At 56.5% G+C, this 19,844-nt stretch carries 18 protein-coding genes; 4 read left to right on the top strand and 14 right to left on the bottom strand.

Annotated elements, in window-relative coordinates:
• Positions 1-121 precede the first annotated feature (121 nt).
• Positions 122-508 carry a histone-like nucleoid-structuring protein, MvaT/MvaU family gene (locus CFN46_RS06070; RefSeq protein WP_024951767.1) on the bottom strand — a complete coding sequence of 129 codons (387 nt, stop codon included), beginning with the start codon at positions 506-508 and terminating at the stop codon, positions 122-124.
• A 703-nt stretch (positions 509-1,211) separates the two neighbouring features.
• On the opposite strand from CFN46_RS06070, the gene bioA reads away from it, so the two are divergent.
• Positions 1,212-2,525 (top strand): adenosylmethionine--8-amino-7-oxononanoate transaminase, encoded by a 1,314-nt coding sequence (gene bioA, locus CFN46_RS06065; protein WP_088742958.1) that lies wholly within the window; start codon positions 1,212-1,214, stop codon positions 2,523-2,525.
• A 141-nt stretch (positions 2,526-2,666) separates the two neighbouring features.
• Here the strand turns inward: bioA and CFN46_RS06060 are convergent, their stop codons facing one another.
• Positions 2,667-3,287: a YrbL family protein gene (locus CFN46_RS06060; RefSeq protein ID WP_088742957.1), complete on the bottom strand. Its 621-nt coding sequence runs from the start codon at positions 3,285-3,287 to the stop codon at positions 2,667-2,669.
• Positions 3,288-3,566: 279 nt separating this feature from the next.
• On the opposite strand from CFN46_RS06060, the gene CFN46_RS06050 reads away from it, so the two are divergent.
• Together CFN46_RS06050 and dinB are read left to right on the top strand one after the other, a co-directional pair.
• Positions 3,567-4,913 (top strand): Na+/H+ antiporter family protein, encoded by a 1,347-nt coding sequence (locus tag CFN46_RS06050; RefSeq protein WP_024950933.1) that lies wholly within the window; start codon positions 3,567-3,569, stop codon positions 4,911-4,913.
• Positions 4,914-5,120: 207 nt separating this feature from the next.
• On the top strand, positions 5,121-6,182 hold the full coding sequence (gene dinB, locus CFN46_RS06045; RefSeq protein ID WP_024950934.1) for a DNA polymerase IV: 1,062 nt from the start codon (positions 5,121-5,123) through the stop codon (positions 6,180-6,182).
• A 1-nt stretch (position 6,183) separates the two neighbouring features.
• Here the strand turns inward: dinB and CFN46_RS06040 are convergent, their stop codons facing one another.
• The 5 genes from CFN46_RS06040 to purU form a co-directional block, all read right to left on the bottom strand.
• Positions 6,184-7,005 carry an HlyD family efflux transporter periplasmic adaptor subunit gene (locus CFN46_RS06040; protein WP_088742955.1) on the bottom strand — a complete coding sequence of 274 codons (822 nt, stop codon included), beginning with the start codon at positions 7,003-7,005 and terminating at the stop codon, positions 6,184-6,186.
• A 28-nt stretch (positions 7,006-7,033) separates the two neighbouring features.
• The gene (locus CFN46_RS06035; RefSeq protein ID WP_088742954.1) at positions 7,034-7,303 is read right to left on the bottom strand and encodes a hypothetical protein; all 270 of its coding nucleotides are present in this window, start codon (positions 7,301-7,303) and stop codon (positions 7,034-7,036) included.
• Positions 7,303-8,658, bottom strand: coding sequence for a glycosyltransferase family 2 protein (locus tag CFN46_RS06030; protein WP_088742953.1), 1,356 nt, complete (start codon positions 8,656-8,658; stop codon positions 7,303-7,305). The genes CFN46_RS06035 and CFN46_RS06030 overlap by 1 nt, the downstream gene beginning before the upstream one ends.
• A 13-nt stretch (positions 8,659-8,671) precedes the next feature.
• The gene (locus CFN46_RS06025) at positions 8,672-10,102 is read right to left on the bottom strand and encodes a hypothetical protein (protein ID WP_141103635.1); all 1,431 of its coding nucleotides are present in this window, start codon (positions 10,100-10,102) and stop codon (positions 8,672-8,674) included.
• Positions 10,103-10,476: 374 nt separating this feature from the next.
• Complete coding sequence (purU, locus tag CFN46_RS06020; RefSeq protein WP_088742951.1) at positions 10,477-11,331, bottom strand: formyltetrahydrofolate deformylase; 855 nt, start codon at positions 11,329-11,331, stop codon at positions 10,477-10,479.
• Positions 11,332-11,704: 373 nt separating this feature from the next.
• On the opposite strand from purU, the gene CFN46_RS06015 reads away from it, so the two are divergent.
• Entirely contained in the window at positions 11,705-13,285 is a 1,581-nt protein-coding gene (locus CFN46_RS06015; RefSeq protein WP_088743055.1) for a ribonuclease J, read from the top strand.
• Positions 13,286-13,414: 129 nt separating this feature from the next.
• On the opposite strand, the gene CFN46_RS17720 is transcribed toward CFN46_RS06015, so the two are convergent.
• The 7 genes from CFN46_RS17720 to mobA form a co-directional block, all read right to left on the bottom strand.
• Positions 13,415-13,876: a hypothetical protein gene (locus CFN46_RS17720; RefSeq protein WP_246116508.1), complete on the bottom strand. Its 462-nt coding sequence runs from the start codon at positions 13,874-13,876 to the stop codon at positions 13,415-13,417.
• 53 nt (positions 13,877-13,929) lie between these two features.
• Positions 13,930-14,916 carry a GTP 3',8-cyclase MoaA gene (gene moaA, locus CFN46_RS06005; RefSeq protein WP_176426419.1) on the bottom strand — a complete coding sequence of 329 codons (987 nt, stop codon included), beginning with the start codon at positions 14,914-14,916 and terminating at the stop codon, positions 13,930-13,932.
• Positions 14,916-15,491: a molybdopterin synthase catalytic subunit MoaE gene (moaE, locus tag CFN46_RS06000; protein WP_024950939.1), complete on the bottom strand. Its 576-nt coding sequence runs from the start codon at positions 15,489-15,491 to the stop codon at positions 14,916-14,918. Before moaE ends, moaA begins: the two co-directional genes overlap by 1 nt.
• Before the next feature lies 1 nt (position 15,492).
• On the bottom strand, positions 15,493-16,383 hold the full coding sequence (gene moaC, locus CFN46_RS05995) for a cyclic pyranopterin monophosphate synthase MoaC (protein WP_088742950.1): 891 nt from the start codon (positions 16,381-16,383) through the stop codon (positions 15,493-15,495).
• Between the two features lie 255 nt (positions 16,384-16,638).
• Positions 16,639-18,090, bottom strand: a complete 1,452-nt coding sequence (locus CFN46_RS05990) for a molybdopterin-binding protein (protein WP_088742949.1) — start codon at positions 18,088-18,090, stop codon at positions 16,639-16,641.
• Complete coding sequence (gene mobB, locus CFN46_RS05985) at positions 18,087-18,686, bottom strand: molybdopterin-guanine dinucleotide biosynthesis protein B (protein ID WP_088743054.1); 600 nt, start codon at positions 18,684-18,686, stop codon at positions 18,087-18,089. Before mobB ends, CFN46_RS05990 begins: the two co-directional genes overlap by 4 nt.
• A gap of 406 nt (positions 18,687-19,092) precedes the next feature.
• Positions 19,093-19,806, bottom strand: coding sequence for a molybdenum cofactor guanylyltransferase MobA (mobA, locus tag CFN46_RS05980; RefSeq protein ID WP_051511132.1), 714 nt, complete (start codon positions 19,804-19,806; stop codon positions 19,093-19,095).
• Positions 19,807-19,844: the final 38 nt, after the last annotated feature.

Below are 19,844 nucleotides of genomic sequence, written 5' to 3'. Positions count from 1 at the left end.
AAACGCTGTAAAGACACCAGACATCAAAAAGCCCCGCATTCGCGGGGCTTTTTGATGTTCGAATACTGCTTAGAATATCAGCGCGGATGCGATATTGATCACATCCCAAGGCGCGAACAACTTAGCTTTCGGTGCGTTCCAACCAGGATTCAACCGTTTCAGCACCGTGAGCTTCTTTCCACTCTTTCAGCTGCTTGTGGTTACCACCACGAGTCTCGATCACTTCACCCGTGTTCGGGTTGTTGTAGATCTTGAGCTTGCGCTTGCGACGCACGCCACCAGACTTGTTCTCACCAGCGGCAGCAGCAGCCGGGGTCTGGGCAGCCTTCGGGTCCAGCAGAGAGATGACATCACGCGTGGACTTGCCATACTCGCTCATCAAGGCATCCAGCTTGTCCTTGAATTCAAGTTCGTTTTTCAGGCGATCATCATTGCGCAGGGTTTCGAGTTGCTCTTGAAGTTTCTTGAGCTCTTGTTCTTTCTGCATGAAGTCAGTTAGCAGGGACATGGACATCTCCAGTTTGTCGGGACAGACAGTTAAGACACAGGAAGGTTATTCTGAAAATTAGTCGGGGAAATATTCATTCGCCTGACAAACAAATCATCACCTACCTGAAAGATTTGTGCGGAGCACTCGGGACAGTTAAGCACCCGCACAAGGACAGGAGCGATTATAGACCAGAGATACCCGCAGCGTGAAGCGTTAAATAGCGTGTTTCAAAAATATGCAATATTTGATGGTATTGCAATAGCCTTCTCCAAAACAATACTCAATACCTACTGGCGTCATTAACCCATATCATCAATCACGGCGGTTACGAGACGGTTTTCTTGGTAGAGAAGATATTGTATCTACGACAGGATCTCTCGCTTTAAGGCTGTGAGAGCACCTTATCCTAAAAGTTCACTGGATATGCACAATCCCCATTCACAGTATGTTCATTCAGCCTGACCTTCCGGCATCTCTCTGAAGACTCTCTCTTTCATTTACGGTTCATCAAAGCCTGAAGCTTTCTTTGCCGTTCATGAAAAGCATGCATTCTACGTTACAATGGCAGAACTTTCTAAAGTAGAAAAATGAGCAAATTAGTTTACGCCGAAAAGGACTTTCTCCATATAGCGTCGTTTTATATCAACAGTCAACCTGATAGAATAAAATGGTTAACAAAGAACGATCTATCTTTCCCTTTCTTTCTTGCTGGAGACTTTACATGCCCTGTACTCGGACACGGCTAACGCCTCAGACACTTCCGCAGCAGGCACTCTGGCATCCTTATACGCAGATGCAGGCCATGGCGGCACCTCTTGAGATAGTCGGTGGCGCAGGCCCCCGCATGACTCTCGCCAGCGGTGAAACATTGCTGGATGCCACATGCTCCTGGTGGTGCATGATTCATGGTTATAGCCACCCACGCCTGGTCTCCGCCATTCAAGCGCAAGCCGCTGAGCTATGCCATGTCATGCTGGGCGGTATACGGCATCGCCCTGCCGTGGAGCTCGCCGAGGCTCTGGTACGTATTACACCAGCGGGGCTAAATCATGTCTTTTTCTCGGACAGCGGTTCTGTAGGAATGGAAGTGGCCATGAAGATGGCCGTGCAATATCAACAGCAGCGCAAGGATCGTGATGACACCAAAGGGCGCACCCGCATGCTGTCCCTGATGAAGGCATATCACGGCGATACCGCAGGCTGCATGGCGGTGTGTGATCCCGAAGAAGGCATGCACTCACTATTCGCGGACTTTCTTCCCAAGCACTACTTCGCCCCCGCACCCACAGCAGGCTTCACGGCTTCTCGAGAAGCTGTTGAAGCTGATATCGCCGGACTAAGAGCCTGTCTGGAAGCCCATCACCATGAAATAGCCGCACTATTGATGGAGCCGCTATTACAGGCAGCGGGCGGACTCAACATGTACTCGCCGTTCTACCTGGAAGCAGCGCGCACTCTGTGTGACGAGTTCGGTGTGGTATTGATTTTCGATGAGGTAGCCACCGGTTTCGGGCGTACCGGAAAACTCTTTGCCTGTGAGCATGCCAGTGTCACGCCTGACATCATGGTGTTGTCAAAAGGATTGACCGGCGGTTATCTGGGGCATGCTGCCACTCTCGCGCAAAGCCATATCTTCCACGCCTTCGATGGCGAGGATGCCAATACCGCTTTCATGCATGGCCCCACGTTCATGGGTAATCCATTAGCATGTCGAGTGGCACTGGAGAGTCTCAAGGTCTTCGAGGAAGATAATTATCTCGCCAAGATTGCCGAGCTCAATCAGGTGCTGCGCGAAGAGCTGCTTGATTTCTCCCATCCCGCCATTCGCGATATTCGCGTACTTGGCGCAACCGCGGTCATTGAAGTTCATGACGCCAGGAGTCTTGAGGGAGCTCAAGAACACGCACGTGCACAAGGTGTCTGGCTACGCCCGTTCGGGCGTTGGCTATACACGATGCCCGCCTATATTACGTCGCATGATGACTTGCGACAGATCACCCGAGCCATGACGAGTCACTTCACCACGCTGAACTAACATGCTGGGTTGATGTGTCTGACTGATATATCTGACTGATATGCTTGGCGAGCATTGGCAGTGATTGTTTTCAATGCTCACCCTTCGCCATCCAATGGCTTAGGGTGAGTATCGACAGCGACCAGGGAGGCGCTCTGGAAATCAGGCGCCCCATAACCGAGCTTCAAGTTGCTGATAGTCCGCCGGCGTGAGCTGCCCTCCCTTGAGCAACTTCTTGAGAAAATGACGATAGCGGCGCGCAATCTTGCGCCGAGCAAGCCAGGCGACACCTGTGGCCAGTGGCAGGAAGTCAGGATTGGAGATGCCATCAATCAGCCACAGACGTGGCGGCTGATCAGAGATGAACTGCACCACGACATTGCGATCATTCAGATCCGAGGGGATCAACCAGCGCTTGTCCAGATAATGATAGAGGCTTGCCAGCTCTTCTATCAGCTCGCTATCGCTCAGCGACGCCGGGCTGTCCTTGCAGACCTCACGCAGACGCCTTGAGGTAGTGCCATCGCCGTCGAGTATCAGATCAAACACCAAGCCCAGCCCTTCATGAGTCGCCACGCTACCGTGATATGCCGGTACGTGCGTCCAGTCACGCATGCCACGCCTGACAAGCCCTTCGAAATAGCGCTGCTCGCGCTGATTCTGACGACTTCCCTTGTCGGGATAGCGTGGCACCTTGATACAGCGCCGTGGATTCTGCGGGTCTTGATAGACGCGCCGATCATTCCCCATGCCAATTACGCGGGCATTTTCCAGCTCCAGCATGCGCACTCCTGTTGAATAACGCCTGCGACTGCAGCCGCCGGGCAGCTCGGCATTCTACAAAATGCTGTCAAGCGGCGCCAACCTGCACCAAAAACTGCATGCACTGTTCATCAGTCATTCAGCTTGGCGCGCCCATCTGGTACGATGGCGCGCCGTTTTTGATGGTTTTCAGGATGACGCCATCAGTCGAACACCATGCGAGGTATTGCCCGAGATAGGGTGGCCACGCACCCCTGCCGATCTCGCGTTTCAGGCACTCACATCTCACGAGGTACTCGCATGAATGCGGTAATTCTGGCCGTCCTGGTCATGGTCGGTCTATCCTTGGCCCGCGTCTCGGTCGTCTTTGCGCTGGTCGCTGGCGCTCTGGTTGGCGGCCTGTTCAGTGGTCTGTCATTGACCGACACCATGACAGCCTTCAACGACGGTGTTGGTGGTGGCGCCAAGGTCGCACTAGCCTACGCCACTCTCGGTGCCTTTGCCGTGGCCCTGTCGCGCTCAGGCTTGCCGGATATGCTCGCAGCCCGCCTGATCGGCATGCTCGGCGGCCAGACCACGCCACGACGCCAGACAGCCATCAAATACGGCCTGCTGGGTAGCGTGACACTGGTCGCCATCTCGTCACAGAACCTGATTCCGGTGCACATTGCCTTCATTCCGATCCTGATCCCACCGCTACTGGTCGCCATGAACCGCCTGCGTCTTGATCGTCGCGCGGTTGCCTGTGCATTGACCTTCGGTCTGACGGCTCCTTACATGCTGCTGCCGGTCGGTTTTGGCTCCATCTTCCTCAACGACATCCTGCTGGCCAATATCAATGATGCAGGCCAGGCACTCGGACTGAATGTCACACGCGGCATGGTGCCAATGGCAATGGCAATCCCCGTCGGCGGCATGTTTCTCGGCCTGCTGACTGCACTGTTCGTCTCTTATCGCAAGCCGCGTGATTATGCGACTCGCGAGATCAAGTCTACCAATGTGCCTCACCACACACCGGTGCACGCTCCCACGAAGAGCGGTCTGATCATGGCTGTCATCGCCATCGTCGCGGCGCTGGCCATTCAGTTATATTCAGGTTCGATGATCCTGGGTGGGCTGGTCGGCTTTGCGATTCTCTCGCTCGGCGGGCTTTTCAAGTGGAACGAGGCAGATGATCTGTTCACTTCCGGCATGCGCATGATGGCACTCATTGGTTTTATCATGATCTCGGCAGCCGGTTTTGCCTCGGTCATGAAGGCCACTGGCGATATCCAGACACTGGTTGATACTTCCTTCCACATCATCGGTGACAACAAGCCGCTGGCCGCGCTGGTCATGCTGATCGTCGGTCTGTTCATCACGCTGGGAATCGGCTCCAGTTTCTCGACCATTCCGATCATCGCCGCCATCTATGTTCCGCTTGCGCTGCAGTTCGGTTTCTCGCCGCTGGCGACGGTCGCCCTGATCGGTACTGCAGCAGCGCTGGGTGATGCAGGCTCACCGGCCTCTGACTCGACACTCGGCCCAACCTCCGGCCTGAATGTCGATCAGCAACACGATCATATCTGGGACAGCGTGGTGCCGACCTTCATCCACTACAACATTCCGCTGATCGTGTTTGGCTGGATCGCCTCGATGACGCTGTAACACGCCATTCGGTTCAGTGAGCCACCGTCATCAGGTTTGGCAAGACAACGCGACAACGACAACGCCCGGCAAGGAGAGCACTCCTCCTTGCCGGGCGTTGTCGTTGTCATTAAGCGATACAGGAACAAGGCAGCAATGCATCAGAGTGCGGTACGTGCCGCCAGACAACTACTGGACAACCATCCAGTCTTTTTGCATCATGCGTAGATGCGCAAGATACTCCACGCCGATTGCGACTGCTTCTATGCTGCCGTCGAAATGCTCCGCCACCCCGAGTGGCGCGATGTGCCGATCGCCATCGGTGGGCGCACAGAACAACGTGGCGTTATCGCAACCTGCAACTACCCTGCTCGCGCCTTCGGTGTCCATTCGGCCATGTCGACGGCACGTGCTCTACGCTTGTGCCCACAGCTGATACTGGTGCCGCCGGATTTTGAGCGCTATCGCGCCATTTCCGAGGAGATTCAGGCCCTGTTCATCGAGCTGACACCCCTGATAGAGCCGCTATCACTGGATGAAGCCTATCTGGATGTCAGTGACGTGACGGCCTTTCAGGGCAGCGCCACCTGGATGGCGCGCTGGCTGAAGGAAGAAGCCCTCAAACGCACCGGCATTACCCTCTCCATCGGTGTGGCCGCCAACAAGTTTCTGGCCAAGATCGCCAGCGACTGGGAAAAGCCCGATGGCCTGACGGTGATCACCCCACAAAACAGTGACGCATTCATCCGCCAGCTCCCTGTCGGAAAATTACATGGTGTTGGCCCCGCGACCTTGGCTCGCCTGACGCGGCTGGGCATCACCACCTGTGACGATATGCGTGAGACGCCGCTGACCACGCTGGTCGAGCACTTCGGAAAATTCGGCACCCGCCTGCATGAACTGGCGCATGGCATCGATGACCGCCCGGTCAGAGTCGAACACGAACGCAAATCCATCAGTGTCGAACACACCTATGACCATGACCTGCCAGACATGACCGCGTGCCTCGAATATCTTCCTGCGCTATTGGAGCGACTGACGCAACGCCATGCACGCCATGACAAGCCCATACTGGCCAAGCAGTTCGTCAAGGTACGCTTCAATGACTTCACCAGTACGACGCTTGAAAGCGCACTGCCCGCCTCGAGCACGTCACTACCCAGCACAGCAAGCTTTGCCATCCTGATGGAGCAGGCCTGGTTGCGTGGCCAACGCCCGGTGAGACTTCTGGGCGTCGGCGTGCGCCTCAAGGCACCCGAAGACGCTCAACAACTGGGACTTTTCCCGTAATTCATCGGCGCACGGATGCCTCATCCATCGAGGCATCATCGCCCCAGCTGCCCCACAGTGCCGAGGGTGAGCGCAGCCGAATTTCCAGCGGCAAACCTTCCACATCATGCTGAAGATCAATCTCTTCGAGCGGCGTCAATCTCACTTCCAGCATGGCCTGGTTGCCATCAAAGGGCCCTGCCAACTGCGACGGCAACTTCTGCGTCAATTCAGGCGGTGCGACGATACGCGCCAAAACGCTATGCCCATCGGAAAAATGCGCCTCCGCAATCCGGCCTACTGCCACCTTGCCCACATACTTTGGGGAGAAATAAGCATGTAACTCCGGCGCATTCGCTGGCACCAATACGCCCAGCGACTCACCGGCACTGACTCGCTGGCCTGCCTGCACATACGTCTTGGCCAATAAACCTTGCTGAGGGGCATCGATATTCAGCTCAGCGATGGTGGCTTCAAGCTGCGCCAGCTGTCGTGTCAGATTTTGACGACGCTGGACGACTGGCCCAGTGAGTTCGGCACGCAGTTTTTCACGCTGCTGTATCAACAGGTTTTCCTGAGACTGTGACAGCTGATCCTGAGCACTGGCCCGCGACACATGAATACTCGCCAGATCGGTCAATGGCACTTCGCCTTGACGTCTGAACGCATCAAACTTGTCTGCCAAGCTCGATTGAAATGTCAGCGAAGATTGCGCATTCGCCACGCGGCGCTGAGCAGTATCGATCAATGATTCACTTTGCTCCTGAGCGCCTTTGGCAGGTAGCGTCGCGAGTATGTCCATAAGCGCTTTCTGATCCGCGATGAGGGCTGAGTCTTCAAGCAAGAATAATGATTTTCCTTTGGAAACCTTCTCACCGGCCCCCCTGTGGCACTGCCACGACCCGAGCATCACGTGGGCTGGTGATCACTAGCGGTGAGTGGGTCAATACCGCAGGCGCCACCAGCAACACGCGATCGCGAAGCGCATACCAGCTAAAGGCGATCACTGGTACCAGGATCAATGCCATCAGGCCAAACCAGCGCCAACGTCCACCTCCACGGCGTACTTTCGCATAAGGTACCTTGAGGCCATTCTGCTGGTCAGGATGGCGGGATTTTTCAGGGTCGAAACGAATATCCATCAGAAGCGGTTTCCTCGGCGCAGGACCCACCATGGGGCCATGCTGGTTTCTTCGTGGCTACGGCGCAGTATTTCATTGAGAATCGCGACAAGCGCAAGCAGACGCAGGGCCAATTGATACAGAGGAATGACCGGTAACCAGGCCATGTCGCGCAATGTCGAGCGTGGATCGCGGCTGACGCACAAAAAGCCGACCAAGGCATACCAGCTGCACAACACGAGATAGATCAAGTACAGCAATACACTGATGGTCACTGCATACACCGGCGGCTGAGTGGCATACCACCACACCACATATCCTCCGATGACGAAGGGCAGCGCCACGCTCTGGACCAATCCATATGTCAGCGTAAAGAGGGTGCCTGCCCAGCCCATCAGACGAGGACGAATCCCGCGCCAGTGCTTGCGCAGGTACACGAAGTAAAGATCCCCCTCCCAGCGCATGCGTTGACTGGCCAGACTCCGTACTGTTTCTGGCCCATCGGTATAGCCGATGGCGTCCGGAATGAATGCCAAGCGCATGTGCGGATGGCGACGCTGGTACTGCTTGAGGCGCAGTGTGAGATCGAGATCTTCTGCGGTATGCGTGTCCCAGCCGCCGACTTGACGCACGATATCGGTTCGGAAGATGCCGAAAGCCCCTGAGATATTGTTGATCAGGTTCCAGCGGGCAAGGCCGGTACGGCCATATTCGATGGACAGCAGATACTCAAGAGACTGAAGGCGAGTGACCAACGACTTGGTGCGATTGCGGATACGCAGGTTACCCGCGGCGGCCAACACATCAGGGTCCTCAAACACCACCACGCTGCGCGTGATCATGTCAGGCGCAAAACCGGTATCGCCATCCAATGCATACACCAGCTCGCCGGTGGCAAAACCAAGCCCAGTGTTAAGCGAGGAAACCCGCCCACCCCGCTGCCACTTGGGAATCACTCGCAGCGTACGGTTGGGCAGTCGACGAAACGCCGCGGCCTGACGCCGCGCCGCCAGCAGAGTGGCCTGATTGGCCGTCGCGCCATCAATCACCATGATGACTTCTACATGGCCGGGATATTCCTGATGTAGCAAGGTTTGAGCGCTTTCGGCAACGCCTTCTCCCTCCGAGTAACACAGCACCAGACAACTGACTGACGGATAGCGCTGGGGCATGGCATCAGCATCATGCGGACCGCCACGTCCACGGTTACGAAGATGTCCGACCATGCCAGTAATCACGATGGCCGCCAGCGGCAGTTCAAAGAGAATCAGCAACGGCAACAGGGAGACGGTTCCCTTGAAGGAATGCAGCATCCACTCAACCGTCGAGTGTAGTTCCCACAGCACCTGAGAGATGAAGAGATCCAGCTCATTCATGTGGATCTCCTCCTCATGCCGATTCCGAGACTGATAGCGACTCCGGGACCGATGACGGAGGGCCTACCAGCAGGTTCGGAAGCCACTGCGATGCCTTGCCACTATGGTGTTCGCTCGGCAGCTCGTGCATCTCAAGCGACATGTTGAGCTGTCCATCGAGATGCTTGAGGTCCGTCAATGACTGGATGCGCAGCGCGACATCCTCGAAGCGTTCACGCGGCGTATGCGGTAACAGAAACAGCCACTGGTGCGCCGTGTATTCGCAGATGAGGTCTGTATCACGCAGCAGGCTACCCAGACGCTGGGCCATTCCCTCAAGAAGGTCATGCTCACCGTCACGATCGTGAGACAGCACCATCAACAAGTGACGATGAGAATGACGGCGCGCCAACGGCACCAGCAAGTCCAGCATATGGTGCAGGTCAGACGGCACCACACGCTGCCCGGGCAATGACGTCGACATGCCTACCTTGTCGGGGACTGCCACAGCCCTGCGGCCTTCGCCGCTCAGCTGCAATGAGGCAATGCGCTGCTGAACCAGTTCGCCGGGCTGTTGTGTCTGACCGCAATCCAGGCAATGGGCCTCAACCTCGCCTTCTACCAGCCAGAGATCACACTTTCCGCAGGCCAGCGATTCCAGAGGACGGTCGTAATCCACGCCAATATGACGCAGGCGAACTCGGCACTTCGGGCAACTGAGCTGGTCATGCTGTGCGAAGCGGTCCATACGATCCACGTGTCCGCAGGCGAAGCAGTGCAGACCGTCCAGCGGCGTGAGATCCAAGTGGCGGCAACGCGGGCATACATCCACATAATTGAGATGCACGCTTCGGCACTGACGACAATGGCGAGTGCGCGTGACCAGCGCCTTTTCTTCAATCCAGCTGCGGTGCTCAAACGCGTCCAGCAGATTGCGTTGAGCAGCAGCCTCAATGCCCCACGCCGACAGCAGCGGCCAGTGACACCCGGCCTTCAGCTCCGCGGCAAGAGACACTGCCAGCACATGCTCTGGATAGAGGCTCCACCACCGCATCAGCCGTTCGAAGGGAGCAAGCACCTGATCATCACGCGCTTCACTCGCCTCGAGTGCCTCACGATGTTCGATAACAGTCTCCAGATGCATTGCTCGGCTGCCCGGCCATTGGTTGGCCAATGCCTGAACATGCGCTGTGACAGCGCCTTCGACGATGATGGGAATCAGCGCCCCATGCGGCGTGGCACGGATGGCCGAGAGCAACGTATCGAGCTGTCGCAGCCCATCAGGACCGTCTTCTTCGGGAAAGAGATGAATGGCGCTGAACTGCTCAAGCACAGGAAATGAGGGTGACACAGCCTGGGCGTGACTCGGTTCACTCGATGGGCAAAGCACTCGAAGTAGGGAATCTTGTTCGAGACGAATTTCAAGGGGGGGAGTCGCAGCGCGACCGACAACAGCAATACGCATGACAAGGCTTCCCATGAGGTGTGTCAGGCACGCCTGCTACCAAACTTTCGGGAAGGTGGAAAGAGTGGCAGCTGCATGCCGGATTCTGCTTCAGCCCCTCATGGACTAGCCTTGTACAACCAAGTTCACGCCCGTCGTTCGCCAATGATGACTTTAGTAGTAATTCCATGCTCGAATAAGCATGAAAAGCTGCAAGTCTAATCACTTATAGTGACAAAGCTGGTTAAAAAGTTTTACGTAAAAACAAGCTATACCTTATGTAATAGCAGCTTGCAGATAACTGAATGATAAAAAAACCGGCACCTGCTGTGGCAGATACCGGCGGGGGGGCAAGGCGGCTGTTGTCTCATCTCAGATGGCGACGGCAAGAAATCTCAGGCAAAAACGATGGTCTTGTTGCCGTGAATCAGGACACGGTCTTCCAGATGCCAGCGTAGGCCGCGCGCCAATGCCTTTTGCTCGACATCACGTCCCAGACGCACCAGGTCTTCTGCGGTATGACAGTGAGTGACGCGGTGTATGTCCTGTTCGATGATCGGCCCAGCATCCAGCTCTTCCGTCACGTAGTGACAAGTCGCGCCGATCAGCTTCACGCCGCGCCCGAACGCCTGATGATAAGGCTTGGCACCGACGAATGACGGCAGGAAGCTGTGGTGGATATTGATCAGTCGACCCGCATAGCGCTCACACAATGTCGGCGGGATGATCTGCATGTAGCGCGCCAGCACGATGCAATCCGCTTGCGCGGCTTCTACCAGACGCTCTACCTCGGCAAAAGCCGGTGTCTTGTCGTGCTTGTCGACCGGTACGTGGTGGAACGGAATGCCGTGCCACTCCACGAGAGAGCGCATGTCGTCATGATTGGAGATGACACAGGGAATATCACAATCAAGATCACCCGACTGCCAGCGATGCAGGAGATCAACCAGGCAATGAGAGTCCTTGGACACCATCAGCACGACACGCATCTTGGTAGCAGTGTCATGGACTCGCCACTGCATGCCAAACTCTTCACCAATCGGTGCAAAGTGCTTGCTCAACTCTTCAGCGCTCAACCCGATGGACTCGGGATTGATTTCATAGCGCATGAAGAAGCGACCAGCACCAAGATCGGAGTGCTGATTGGCTTCGGTGATCCAGCCACCCTGCTCAGCGATGAAGGTAGAGACCCGGGAAACAATTCCGACCCGATCAGGGCAGGACACCACCAGGCGATAGGCGTGAGACATCGTAAGTTCAACCATTGTGAAAGCGGGAATGATGATAAACCGGTGACACACACCGGCGGGCACAAGTGACAGGCACTGATACGACAGCCTGTTGCTCGGCAAGGGGAGGCTATTGTAGCGGATCCCATGCGCGGGAACAGTGCTCGCTCGCCATTTGTCCTTCCTGCCAATTCGACCTCGGGGTCAGAGTGGAAGCCCTCACCAGTCGACGCCATCACAACTCGCCATTTGTGGCGCTTTGCGGGATTCCCGTATAGTTGAGCAACATTTTATTGATGGCATGACATCCATGTTGAAACCCCGCGTTCAAGTCCGTCAGAGACAACGTCCGCCGCTGCACCTGCTTCCGCTGGGTGGCTGCGGCGAAATCGGCATGAATCTGACATTGTATGGCTATCAGGATCACTGGATTGCCGTGGATTGCGGCATGATGATCCGCCAGGACCTTCCCGAAGGGCCATTGCAGGTTCCTGACATCGAGTCATTGGCCGGGCTAGGCATCTGCCCGAAGATGCTGGTGATCACGCATGGTCATGAAGACCACATCGGTGCCGTTGCCTGGCTATGGCCCAAATGGCGCTGCCCGATCATCGCCACGCCACTGGCGGCTGGTCTGTTGCGCGCCAAGTTTGCCGAGCGCGAACTCGAGACGTCTAGCCTGCAGATCATCGAAGTGGACGAAGGCTTCGAGTCAGGCCCCTTCGCCTTACGACTGTTGCCGTTGACGCACTCGATTCCCGAAAGCTGTTCATTGCTGATCGTGACACCGGAATATCGTGTGATGCATACCGGTGACTGGAAGCTGGACCCTGAGCCGCTGATTGGTGAGCCGACCGACCCGGAGCGCTATCAGGCTCTGGCACCGATCGATCTGGTCGTGGGGGATTCCACCAATGCCCCTCTACCAGGCCATTCACGCAGTGAAGGCGAAGTCGCGCGCGCACTCGAGAAGACGCTGGCCGGCTGCCGCGGCCGTGTCGTCGTCACCTGCTTTGCCAGTAATCTGGCACGTATTCTCGCTCTTGGTCGTGCGGCGGCGCGCAATGGCCGCCGCATCAGTTTGCTCGGCCGCTCGATGGAACGCATGGTAAGAGTCGCACGCGGGCTGGGTTATCTGGACGACTTCCCACCGCTGGTGCCCGTCAAGGACCTCGGCTATCTCCCCCCGGAAGAAGTGATGGTGATCGCTACCGGCAGCCAGGGCGAGCCACGCGCAGCACTGTCACGCCTCGCCAATTCACGTCACCCAGACTTTGAACTGGCCGCTGGCGATACCGTCATCTTCTCTTCCAAGGCCATTCCTGGTAACGAGTTGTCTATTGGCAAGCTGCACAATGCGCTGACTCGTCTCGGCGTAGGCATCATGGAAGAGAAGCAATTCCCGGATCTACATGCTTCAGGACACCCGGCACAAGAGGAGCTACGCACCTTCTACGGCTGGCTGAAGCCTGTGCGCCTGCTACCGGTCCATGGCGAATATCGTCATCAACTGGCACATACCCAGGTGGCGCAGTCGATGGGAATCGATGCCCCTCTGATTCCCGTCAATGGGGACCTGATGCGTCTCGATGCCCAAGGGCTGTCGGTAGAGAAGCGCCTGACACTGCACGAGCGCATTATCGAGCACGATAAAGTCAGGCCATTGGACTCCATGGACCGACGCGCCCGTGCGCGACTCGGCCGTCATGGCAGTATTTCACTCGCGCTGCCAGTCACGCTTCAACAAGCGGGCTGGGTGCGCATCGGTCGATTGATGCTCGACATCAGCGGTACATCCAGCTTGGATGAAGAGAGCTTCTCCGAATGGCTTGATGACACTCTCGCAGGACTTGAAGCCACTGACGAGCGAGAGCTAAAGCAGCAGTTGGATGGTCGCATCAATCGCTGGTTGCGCAATCATTTGCGCCATGAGCCCGTGCTGTTCCTGCACGTGATGATCATGAGTGAAATGTAAAATCAGATCACGAATGAGACTGCTCCACCAACGCCGAATGTGAATAGCCAAAATACCGCATAAAAAAACCGCCCGGAGTTATCCGAGCGGTTTTTATTTTCCGCCAACACATGAACCGGCAGTTATTTATCAGGCGGTCTTATTCTTCGGCGGGCGACCACGACGCTTCGGCTGATCGCTGACGAGATCATCTACCGAAAGACCCGCTTCGATCATGGCATCTCTAATCTCGGCTAGCTTGCGTTCTTTAGCCACTTCCTCTTCGCGACGCTGCTCATCTTCTTCAGCTTTTTGCTCGATCACTTCATTGATGACTTCAGAAAGCTTATGCAGTTGCTCCATGGACAGCTGACGCGCAGCGGCACGAGCAACATTCTTGTTACGAGCAATCTTTTCCAGAGAATCTGCTGTCATTTTACTACCTCCATCGATATGAGCCAGACTGAAATCAATGCGTGATACCGCATCAGGTGGGCTAATGCAGCAAAGTATAAGCCCTAAGTGTGAACTAACAAGTCTTGATAAAAGCAAGGCTGTGTTTCCACAGGATAGATCAACAAAAACCCCGCTCAATGGCGGGGTCTTGATCAACGCTGCACTTCATGACACACACCGACACGGCTGAAACAGCCATGCAAGGGAATTCACCCGCCGGTCATGTTCATGAAGCGAACGATTTGAACATCACCGTTGGTCGTGAAGTGATGACGCTCGGGCTTGAGATGCATTGCATCAATAATCGCAGCCTTGAGCGGTTCAATATCATCGGGATAACGACGCATGATCTCGCGAAGATCCAACGAATGTTCGTTACCCAAGCATAACAACAACCGTCCTTCTACCGTCACGCGAACACGATTGCAGGTCGAGCAGAAGTTATGACTGTGTGGAGAGATGAAGCCGACACGCGACTCACTGTCTGCCATACGGAAATAACGCGCCGGCCCGAGACTGTCTTCTAGCGTCGGAATCAGGGGGTAACGTTCCTCAATCCGAGCTTGAACATCATCACTGGAACAGAACGTTTCTTCACGTCCATGATCAGACACCTCCCCCAGTGGCATCTCTTCGATAAAGCTGATGTCGAGTCCTTCCTGCCGAGCGAACTCGACCAGCTCAACCACCTCATGATCATTGCGTCCTTTGAGCACGACGGCATTAAGCTTGATCCTGAAACCTTCATCACGTGCTGCACGAATACCTGCAATCACCTTGGCAAGCTCTCCAGTCCTTGTCAGCGCTTTGAAGCGCTCAGGGTCCAGCGAGTCAAGGCTGATATTCAGGCGACTCATACCCGCCGCCTTGAGACGTGCTGCATGCTTGACCAGCCCAGAACCATTGGTCGTCATGGAGAAGTCCTTGAGCCCCTCCAGCGCACCAATCTCTTCAACCAGTGTGCCAATATCACGGCGTACCAATGGCTCACCGCCCGTCAGGCGAATCTTTTCAACACCTAGCTCCACAAAAGCACGTGCCAGCAGGGCGATTTCTTCGAGGCTCAACACCTCATCGCGCGGCAGGAACGTCATCTCCTCACTCATGCAATAAACACAGCGGAAGTCGCAACGATCAGTGACAGACAAACGCACATAGCGGATGCGACGACCGAAGTCATCGACCAGGGTTTCCATCACGTTTCTCCTGAAGTCTGAGGCACGCCGAGCGATGAAGGGTCAGGCTTGTCAGGATGCTCGGTCATGTTTGTAGCAGCCTCTGATACTGGCAGCTGCCAGCGCATCAGGGCATCACGATCGCTGGTGCGCTCACGCACCCAATAATCACCGGAAGCGGTGTGTTCTTTTTTCCAGAATGGCGCACGCGACTTGAGGTTATCCATCAGGAAATCACATGCCGCAAAAGCGGCCTGACGATGGGCACTCGCCACCAACACCAATACAATATTATCGCCAGGTTCGAGCCGACCCACACGATGGATGATGCGCGCCCCATTGAGAGAAAAGCGCTCACGTGCTTCATCAAGCAGCTGCTCGAGGCTGCGCTCGGTCATGCCAGGATAATGTTCAAGGGTCAGCGCAACCACGTCAGGACGCTGATTGAAGTCGCGCACCAAGCCAGTAAAGGCAACGATAGCCCCCACCTGCCCCCGTGTATTCGTCAGATACCGCTGCTCTGCACGGATATCAAAATCATCCACCTGAATACTGACAGAAAAAGCCTGCTTATCGGTTGAAGAAGGCATCGACATCTCAGCCTCCTGTGACGGGCGGGAAGAAGGCAACTTCATCGCCTGCCCGCAACGGATGGTCGTCGCGCACCATGTCCTGATTGACGGCACAGAGTACGCGCGTGTCATTCAGTGCTTCCAGCTGAGGATCGCGTAGCGCCAGCGTGCGTTTCAGGCCACCGACAGTAGCCTCCGTCAACGTCTCGGGATTCAGCACGAGGGACTCGAGGTCCAACCGTTCACGCAACTCAGCCAAGAAAAGCACCCGCAGCGTTTTACTCTCGCTATCCGTACGTGCGGTAGCCGCGCTAACGCCAGAAGGACTGGTAAAGACCGGGTTAGCCTCAGAAGAGTTCGTCATGGAAGAGCTGGCAGCCATCGAGAGCGAATCGGCTAGCGCAGCGCCGGTCGAGGCTACATCAGCAGAAGCGGTAGGCGCATTGTCACGCTGCCAGTCCCCGCTCTTGCCGCCGGTCTTGGTCTCGAGCTGGATATCACCAATCACGATGCCCTTGTCCACTGCCTTGCACATGTCATAGAGGGTCAGCGAGGCAACCGAGGCTGCTGTCAGCGCTTCCATCTCCACACCTGTGCGCCCGTTGAGACGACAAAACACCTGTACATTCACGCAGCTATTCACTTCATCAAGCGTGAAGTCGACCGTCACCTTTGACAGCATCAAGGCATGGCACAGTGGAATCAATTCATGTGTGCGCTTGGCAGCCTGAATACCGGCAATACGTGCCGTGGCCAGTACATCGCCTTTGGGCAGCCCGCCCTCCGCCAGCAGTGCAAGCGTGGCAGGCAGCATGCTGACGCGAGCACTCGCACGTGCCTCACGACGGGTTTCCTGCTTGTCCGCAACATCCACCATGTGGGCTTCGCCGCGTGCATTGAGATGGGTAAGGCTCATGGGCTGTCTCATATCCGTGTCAGGTTCACCACTCTATGGCGGCTACCTCAAAAAGCATGGAGGCCTGTGTGACAGGCCGAGAGAGGAGTTCAATACGCCTCTCTTGAAAATATTAGCAGACTATCGTTACTGCAGATTACCACTGCGACCCTTGATACGGCCAGCCTGGCCACTCATTCATGAGTCGCTTGCCTACAGGTCATTGACTTGCAAGTCATTTGCTTGCAAGTCATTCACGATACACGCACGGACTACTCACTGGGCGCCCAGCCATTGCACCATGACCGGCTCACCGGCGTCGATGCGTGCACATCCCGCCGGAATCTCGATCAAACACTCGGCGGCCAACATCGATGTCAGAATGCCGGACCCTTGCTTACCGGTCGTCATCACCACCTGTCGCCCATCTTCACCCACCACAAGGCGCCCGCGGTGATAATCGACACGCTCCGGGCGCGAGCGCAGCGTTTCACCGGCGATCAGCTGAAGCCGCGGAGACTGCCAATATGCCAATGAGGTAGCCATCGGCACGACTGTCATTGCTGATTCACCCTCCTGCTGATGGGCGGGAGCCGTCATGCGCGGTTGTTGACCGGCCATCTGACGCAGTGCGGGCAGCACGAACTGCAGAAAGGTCACCATGGTCGCGACAGGATTACCGGGCAGACCAAAGAATGGCACCTGGCCACCTGCTTTCTCACTACCCACTGCCACCTTTAGTGTACCAAATGCGAGTGGTCGACCCGGACGCATGGCGATGCGCCATAACGCGAGCTCACCGCAGGCTTCAAGCGCACCACGAACATGGTCTGCCTCACCTACCGAGACACCGCCGGACGTCATCACCATATCGGCGCGTGAGGCTGCATCCTGCAGTGCCACGATCAATGCTTCACGATCATCGCTCAGGATACCGAGGTCGAGTACATCGATGCCCTGCTCAACCAATAACGCAGAAAGGCTAAAGCGATTGGCATCGAAAATGCCGCCAGCCGACAAGGTCTCACCCGGCGCAGTCACTTCATCGCCAGTGGAAAAGATCGCCACCGTCAAAGGGCGGTAGACTGTTATCTCGGCAAGCCCCAATGATGCCAGAACCCCAACGGCGGCTGGTGTCAGCCACTGCCCTAGAGACACTACGTCACTGCCACATGCAATATCTTCTCCTGCCTGACGTACATTCTGGCCCTGCCGTACGCTCGACGCGCCTTCAATCACGACCCGCTCAGCGTCGCCCGCGCCAGCCGCCGGCAATGAATCAGTGCGAGCGTCAACAAGCCCTGTAGCAAAATACTGCAACTGCTCCTGCATCACGACGCTATCCGCGCCCACAGGCAGTGCAGCACCGGTCGTGATACGCAGTGCTTCACCCGCTTCAAGCGCGCGTCCGTGCCACGGGTGCCCCGCCAGCGAGCTACCGATCACGCGCAGCTCACATGCATCATTCGCCGAATCCTGCAATGTAGCGCGTGGAAGCGACGCATGCGCCAGAGCGATGCCATCCATCGCAGCATTGGTCTGCGCAGGAACATCGAGCGGCGAAACGATGGTCTCGGCCAGTATCCGCCCCACCGCCTTATCGAGAGTGACACGCTCGGTAGCACGTAAGCGCTGCATGGCAGCCAGGCTATCGCCCAGCACGGCCAATGCCTCATCGACACTCAGCATTCGCTCACCAAACATCGGGTCAAAACACGACAGGCTCATGACGTTACCTCCCGACGCGGCTGGCCACCCTCGAGGCGCCAATGTATCGGCCATGCCGAGACCCAGGCAGCCAGTGTCTCGATATCATCGAGGTCCAGCTGCTTCAAATCGACCGGCAATGTGTCTTGCACGTCAATCGTGGCACCAGGTGTAGCGAGTGCGTGAATCCAGCGATCTTCCAGCACACGCAACGGCTTGCCGACAACACTGCGATAAAGCTCAAGCTTCGGTAACGGCCACTGCTTGAAACCTTCGACCAGGATCAGGTCAACCTCCAGGCTATCCAGCTGTGCAACCAGTTGCTCAAGGTCCGCCTCTTGTTGCTCAGGGGTTTCCATCATCAACGCGAAGCGCTTCGCCGACGCCACCAGCATGGGCACGGCGCCCGCCATGCGTAAGCGATGACTATCCTTGCCCGGCACATCGACATCGAAGGCGTGATGAGCATGCTTGATCACCGCGACCTTGAGGCCTCGCTCGCGCAGCTTGGGCAACAGTTGCTCCAGCAACGTGGTCTTGCCTGTGCCACTCCAGGCCGCGACTCCCAGCAACGGGCAAGCCGTCGGCGCGAGGCGCGCAGCCCATGCCGACGACATGCTGTTGTCTGCCTCACCACTGCCTGGCGCACCTTCGGAAGAGATCGTCGACGATTCGCTCGGGGAGGTAACAGGCCGTGAAGCATTCGCGGGGAACTCGGACATGAAGACTCTCTTGGTAATTCCTGCGTACATACCGTCATGACAGCACGTACATCCGTATGCTGTGGACATGTGCTGTGAACAATGAACATCAGATGGGGGCGATGGTGAGACACGACAAGCAGAAGTAACGTTGCAAACCGAAGGCCGTGAAATCTCATCAGAGAAAGACAATAGACCGACAGGCTCCGGAAAACACAGTGGCGACGCAAAGACGGTGCATCATTTTGACTCGCCTATCGTCGCCAGCTGCTTCTTGATGACACGCATTGCTCACTGTCATCACTGAAGAGCAAGCCTTATGCTAGCGCGAGCCGGATTCCATCTCGCGGCATTCTTCAAGGGTATTCAGATTGGCGAAGGCGTGGCTATCACCGGCCTGCACGCGAAGCCAGGCATGTTGATCAAACCAGCGGTCAATCTTGCGCTCGCCAGCCGCAAGTGCAGCCTCCAGCGACGACAGCAGACCGCGATGCATCAGACAGATCACCGGATGATAACGCTCTTCATCGGCGGCGACGGCCAGCAATGCCAATGCGTTGGGAGCGGTATCGCCCTGAACACTGAAGCCCGCGAGCTTGTCGCCGTTGGCATGATCAATCAGCGCGACACTCAAGGTATCGATCAGCTCGATGGGCAGATGAGGCACGTCACAGGCAACGATGATCACCCACTCCGTTCGGGCAGCAGCCAGCGCGCTGGCCATTCCCATCAAAGGCCCGTGATAGCCCTGCTCACGGTCAGCCACCAACGTGTGCCCATAGGCTGCATATTCGGCGTGAGACCGATTGGCATTGATCAGCACCTCACCCACCTGCGGTGTCAATCGTGCCAACACATGCTCAATCAGTGGCACACCCTCCAGCGGCACTAGCCCCTTGTCGATGCCGCCCATGCGACGTGCCTGGCCACCGGCCAGTACCACCCCCGTGATGTTGCTCGGCGTCAGTGACGCCGCAAGTTGCTCACCACTCGCGGGGAGCGGGGTAACAGCGGGAAGTTCATTCGATGTTGACATGCAGGCGTGTCCCGATCGAGCGCGACAGGTGCGCGGGT

This window comes from Cobetia sp. QF-1 (genome assembly GCF_002213105.1).
Classification (GTDB): Bacteria; Pseudomonadota; Gammaproteobacteria; order Pseudomonadales; family Halomonadaceae; genus Cobetia; species Cobetia crustatorum.
The sequence above is the reverse complement of the archived record's forward strand: the minus strand, read 5'-3'. Positions and strand labels throughout refer to the sequence as shown.